Source organism: Maribacter dokdonensis DSW-8 (assembly GCF_001447995.1).
Classification (GTDB): Bacteria; Bacteroidota; Bacteroidia; order Flavobacteriales; family Flavobacteriaceae; genus Maribacter; species Maribacter dokdonensis.
The window spans coordinates 1-5,126 of record NZ_LDPE01000014.1; the positions used below are offsets into that span (position 1 = coordinate 1).

The 5,126-nt window shown below is 34.7% G+C and carries 6 protein-coding genes; 2 read left to right on the forward strand and 4 right to left on the reverse strand.

The genetic code is table 11. The features are described from left to right. Positions 1–212: 212 nt before the first annotated feature. Entirely contained in the window at positions 213–1,181 is a 969-nt protein-coding gene (locus I600_RS18745) for an IS110 family transposase (protein WP_058105098.1), read from the forward strand. Between the two features lie 133 nt (positions 1,182–1,314). On the opposite strand, the gene I600_RS18750 is transcribed toward I600_RS18745, so the two are convergent. The 4 genes from I600_RS18750 to I600_RS18765 form a co-directional block, all read right to left on the reverse strand. After that, positions 1,315–1,851, reverse strand: a complete 537-nt coding sequence (locus tag I600_RS18750; protein ID WP_058106099.1) for a hypothetical protein — start codon at positions 1,849–1,851, stop codon at positions 1,315–1,317. A gap of 240 nt (positions 1,852–2,091) precedes the next feature. Next, positions 2,092–2,493, reverse strand: a complete 402-nt coding sequence (locus tag I600_RS18755) for a hypothetical protein (protein WP_058106100.1) — start codon at positions 2,491–2,493, stop codon at positions 2,092–2,094. Between the two features lies 1 nt (position 2,494). Continuing rightward, entirely contained in the window at positions 2,495–2,911 is a 417-nt protein-coding gene (locus I600_RS18760; protein WP_082643035.1) for a restriction endonuclease, read from the reverse strand. Between the two features lie 147 nt (positions 2,912–3,058). Then, positions 3,059–3,700 carry a hypothetical protein gene (locus I600_RS18765; protein ID WP_058106101.1) on the reverse strand — a complete coding sequence of 214 codons (642 nt, stop codon included), beginning with the start codon at positions 3,698–3,700 and terminating at the stop codon, positions 3,059–3,061. A gap of 338 nt (positions 3,701–4,038) precedes the next feature. Between I600_RS18765 and I600_RS18770 the strand changes: the two genes are divergently transcribed. Beyond that, positions 4,039–5,007: an IS110 family transposase gene (locus tag I600_RS18770; RefSeq protein WP_058105098.1), complete on the forward strand. Its 969-nt coding sequence runs from the start codon at positions 4,039–4,041 to the stop codon at positions 5,005–5,007. Positions 5,008–5,126 lie beyond the last annotated feature (119 nt).

Here is a 5,126-nt window from a genome sequence, read left to right on the forward strand (position 1 = left end):
CTTAAGTTTGATTCTCAGTAAATTGTTGATATAACTAGAAAGAACAAAAGAGAGAATTAAGGTTACTATATACGGTGAAGCTTTAGACTTCGACAACATTGATAATCCTCTCTCTTTTACTACTTAGATCACGTTCAGTTCTGTGAGACCTTAGATCTCGTTTTCAAGTTGTTGTGAGCAGAAGTAGCCGGTTCTTTCGTAAAACATATCTTATGAATAAATATAAAGAAACTTTTGGAGTCGACATCAGTAAAGATGTCTTTGATGTACATGGTAGTAACAAAGGTCACGACCAGTATAAGAACGATGAAACTGGATTTAAGAAATTCCTTAAGGAACTGCCCAAATGTTCATTGGTCGTTATGGAAGCTACCGGTTATTATCATTATAGACTTGCCCAGTTTCTTTACAAAAATGGGGTAATAGTTTCAGTAGTAAACCCATTATCCGTAAAACGTTTCATTCAAATGAAACTGGCTAAAGTAAAAACGGATAAGAGCGATGCCAAGGCTATATGTGAATATGCACTGGTCAACGAGGTACCTATTTACAATGCCTTGACGGATATCCAGAGCGAATGCTTACAGTTGTTCCGGTTATTGGATATCTATTTAAAACAACGTACCGCGACCAAGAACAAGATACACGGAGAAGCTGTTCTGGGCATACCTTCAAAGTTTGTTTATCGTTCCTTGATACGTAATAAGAAACTGCTCAATAAAGAGGTAGCCGCTATCGAATCAAAGATTCTGTCATTGGTAAAAGAGGACCAACAGGAGCAATTGACTTTATTGATGTCAATACCCGGTATAGGTCAAAAGACTGCATTGTTCCTAATAGTGGTCACCGATGGGTTCAATAAGTTCGAAAATGCGGCACAGCTTTGTAGCTATGTAGGTATAACCCCAACGATACGGGAATCGGGGAGCAGTGTGAGAGGTCGTGCGCGAATAAGTAAGGTCGGCAATAGAAAACTTCGCAACCTATTATTTCTATGTTCTTTTAACGCTTGTAAGCACAATAGGGCATGCAGAGAGGTTTATGAGCGGATCGTGAACAGGGGAAAGAGCAAGAAACTGGCACTGATAGCCGTTGCCAACAAACTTTTAAAGCAGTCTTTTGCCATTGCAAAATCTGGCAGGCCATATGATGAAACTTACGTTTCAATATTGCCTAGATAAATAGAAGCTAGATCGAATAAAAAAAGCTCAAAGAATCAAGTTATTGAATCTATGAGCCTGAAATAATATTGTCTCGGATTAAAGAAGAATTTGTTTGTTTTTTATCTCAGTTCTTTGTTGTATGCTGCCTTTTTTAATATCTCAATATTTCTGAATACGCCTCATCATATTCGTCAAACAGATTATGCGTTTCAATTATCAAATTTCTAATTTTAATCAATGAATTTTCATCTAGTTGAACAAATTCTTGGATAATGTCATTTTGCTTAAATCGAAATTTTGTAAAAGCATATCCATCGAGGTCAACAGTATTCCATTCAGCGTGTACAACCATATTTCTCAATCTACCACACTCTTTCAAGTCTTGAATCATTTTGGGATGTATAGAAATTTCTTTTTCAAGAATGTTTTGAATGTAAGAAGAGTACCTATTAAATAAATCTACTTTTGCAGCATAATTCATATTTTGAGTAATCAAGACACCTTTAGAATCACTCCTTTCACTTATTAATAGCCAAATGAATGAAGTAAGTCTTTCTTCAAGTAAATTAAATTCAAATACTAAGTGTCCAACGTGTGATGAAATTAATTCTAAAAAGTCCTCATTATTGTCCTCAAGATTTTTCGTCAAAAAGGCAAATTGTTCTAATGGGATTTTTTTTGATTTCATTCAATTTTTGGTTTTAAGTACGTTGCTTTAGGTTGCATACAACGGCTCCGTATATGAAAAGTAGCGCTGAAAATAAGCGGTTACCTTTCGGATGAAACACAAGCCGAATTTTTAAATTTTACTATTTATTTTTTTACTTGGAAATCGTCAAATTTAAAAATTTGGCGACTTTTCAAAAATGCCCAAACCTTAGTGTTAGCAATGACTTGCGCTATTTTTTATATACAATGTTGCCCACAGTTATTTTTCCAGTTTAATTAATAACATATCGCATTGGTCATTAAGATAAGAAAGTTTTGGGACTAATTCCATAGACGCTTTTTCTTTCAGCCAATCTTGTGGTTTGCCCCAAAATTTCGCTTTGTTTTGCAAAAACCTCGGCAAATTTTTTAAATCGGCATCAATTGATTTTTTTAGTGCATCATTCCACAATCTTGATAAATCTGTATTAACACGATAACCTTTATTATCAATAAAATTCCTCGTTTCCAAAGAAGCTTGTTGAATTGAAATTAAAGCTGAAGATATCCTCTCTTTTCTTGCTTGGTTAATTTTACCTTCAATTATTTCATCAGAAACTGCTTTCACGGATTGTTTTACCGTTTCTACCAAAAGTACTTTGCTGAAAAATTCCACTATCATTTTATTCTATTTTAACATTATCTTTTGTTACCCAAAACAATATAATATCCAATTGATTTAAGGCAGGAATAATTTTTTTTATTACCTTTCTATGTTCATCATTATCAGGCAAAGCTATTCCGACTTTTGTATTATTTCCATTTGGTTTACTTGAGATTACTTTCATCGTTGCCAATAGAGCAACAGAAATATGAGATTTAACTTGATTTCGGTCGAATGGCTTACCAAATCTCTTTGTTGTTTTGGTTGCACTCGTTTCTCCTTTTGCTTCTACATACAAAACTTCGTTTTCTTTTTCTGCTATTATGTCAATTCCACGTTGATTTGTTTGTAAAAATTGCTTGATATTGTACCCCTTAATTTCAAGAAAATCTGCTACTTTTTCGACTATTTCGTTTTCGGTTAGCATTTTTTTCATAATTGTGGGCAACGGTCTTGTATAACCGTCAGTTACGGGTTAATATGCGTTAATTTTCGGTTTGACACAGACTTTAGCAATTCCGAGTGGATTCGGACGTAGTCGAATCCGCCGTAATTGCGGTTATACGTTGTTGTGCATAGTGTTTTATGCCATCCACAAATTAATTTCGGTCAATATTTTCCATTTTCCATTAATTTTCTCAAAAACTACAATATTTCCTGAGCCACATAACCCTCCGCAATGAATTCCGTAATATGTTGCTGCGAATTGTCCATTATAATTAACTTGAGAAAATTCCACAATTTTGTCAGTTCCGTATTTTTTCTGTATCCGTTTCCAGCCTTTTTCTATTCGACGGTTGTTACCAAAAAATGAACTAAATTTTTTATCTGTAATCGTTTCTATTTCTATTGATTGTTTTTGTAATAATTCCGACTCAATTTTGGGATGTTCAGATTTGTCAGAAGTCAGTTGGATAATTACATTTCTCAAATCTCTTTCTTTACTAACCCTTTTTATGAACGTTGTGTCCTTATAAGTCATACTATAAAGCATATTCAAATCCAGTTTTGTAATTGTATCAGATTTATGGTCAAGGACTTCGTAGTCTCCATCAAATTCGTCCATAAATTGTTCAATTAAAACTATTTTATCTTTTTCCGTTTTATTTCCGAATTCCAAACGTTTATTTAAAATCAGAGAATACAACTCGTAATCATCTTTTTCTGTTTGAGAAAATGACAATTGAGAAATCAATATTATTAATGTTAGTAGTTTCTTCAACATTATGCACAACGGATTGTATAAAGTTAGTTGCGTGTTCAAGCCCTAAGTTAGCAAACAAACCAAGAGCGGAAAAATTCGAATGGATTTTTCCATATAAACATAGACCCAGCAATTAATTTTATACGGCTTAAGTTTGATTCTCAGTAAATTGTTGATATAACTAGAAAGAACAAAAGAGAGAATTAAGGTTACTATATACGGTGAAGCTTTAGACTTCGACAACATTGATAATCCTCTCTCTTTTACTACTTAGATCACGTTCAGTTCTGTGAGACCTTAGATCTCGTTTTCAAGTTGTTGTGAGCAGAAGTAGCCGGTTCTTTCGTAAAACATATCTTATGAATAAATATAAAGAAACTTTTGGAGTCGACATCAGTAAAGATGTCTTTGATGTACATGGTAGTAACAAAGGTCACGACCAGTATAAGAACGATGAAACTGGATTTAAGAAATTCCTTAAGGAACTGCCCAAATGTTCATTGGTCGTTATGGAAGCTACCGGTTATTATCATTATAGACTTGCCCAGTTTCTTTACAAAAATGGGGTAATAGTTTCAGTAGTAAACCCATTATCCGTAAAACGTTTCATTCAAATGAAACTGGCTAAAGTAAAAACGGATAAGAGCGATGCCAAGGCTATATGTGAATATGCACTGGTCAACGAGGTACCTATTTACAATGCCTTGACGGATATCCAGAGCGAATGCTTACAGTTGTTCCGGTTATTGGATATCTATTTAAAACAACGTACCGCGACCAAGAACAAGATACACGGAGAAGCTGTTCTGGGCATACCTTCAAAGTTTGTTTATCGTTCCTTGATACGTAATAAGAAACTGCTCAATAAAGAGGTAGCCGCTATCGAATCAAAGATTCTGTCATTGGTAAAAGAGGACCAACAGGAGCAATTGACTTTATTGATGTCAATACCCGGTATAGGTCAAAAGACTGCATTGTTCCTAATAGTGGTCACCGATGGGTTCAATAAGTTCGAAAATGCGGCACAGCTTTGTAGCTATGTAGGTATAACCCCAACGATACGGGAATCGGGGAGCAGTGTGAGAGGTCGTGCGCGAATAAGTAAGGTCGGCAATAGAAAACTTCGCAACCTATTATTTCTATGTTCTTTTAACGCTTGTAAGCACAATAGGGCATGCAGAGAGGTTTATGAGCGGATCGTGAACAGGGGAAAGAGCAAGAAACTGGCACTGATAGCCGTTGCCAACAAACTTTTAAAGCAGTCTTTTGCCATTGCAAAATCTGGCAGGCCATATGATGAAACTTACGTTTCAATATTGCCTAGATAAATAGAAGCTAGATCGAATAAAAAAAGCTCAAAGAATCAAGTTATTGAATCTATGAGCCTGAAATAATATTGTCTCGGATTAAAGAAGAATTTGTTTGTTTTTTATCTCAGTTCTTTGTT

What these genes read in the sequence shown, in the direction of transcription:
- I600_RS18745 (WP_058105098.1), top strand. Translation starts at nt 213, where the DNA reads ATGAATAAATATAAAGAAACTTTTGGAGTCGACATCAGTAAAGATGTC.
- I600_RS18750 (WP_058106099.1), bottom strand. Translation starts at nt 1,851, where the DNA reads ATGAAATCAAAAAAAATCCCATTAGAACAATTTGCCTTTTTGACGAAA.
- I600_RS18755 (WP_058106100.1), bottom strand. Translation starts at nt 2,493, where the DNA reads ATGATAGTGGAATTTTTCAGCAAAGTACTTTTGGTAGAAACGGTAAAA.
- I600_RS18760 (WP_082643035.1), bottom strand. Translation starts at nt 2,911, where the DNA reads ATGAAAAAAATGCTAACCGAAAACGAAATAGTCGAAAAAGTAGCAGAT.
- I600_RS18765 (WP_058106101.1), bottom strand. Translation starts at nt 3,700, where the DNA reads ATGTTGAAGAAACTACTAACATTAATAATATTGATTTCTCAATTGTCA.
- I600_RS18770 (WP_058105098.1), top strand. Translation starts at nt 4,039, where the DNA reads ATGAATAAATATAAAGAAACTTTTGGAGTCGACATCAGTAAAGATGTC.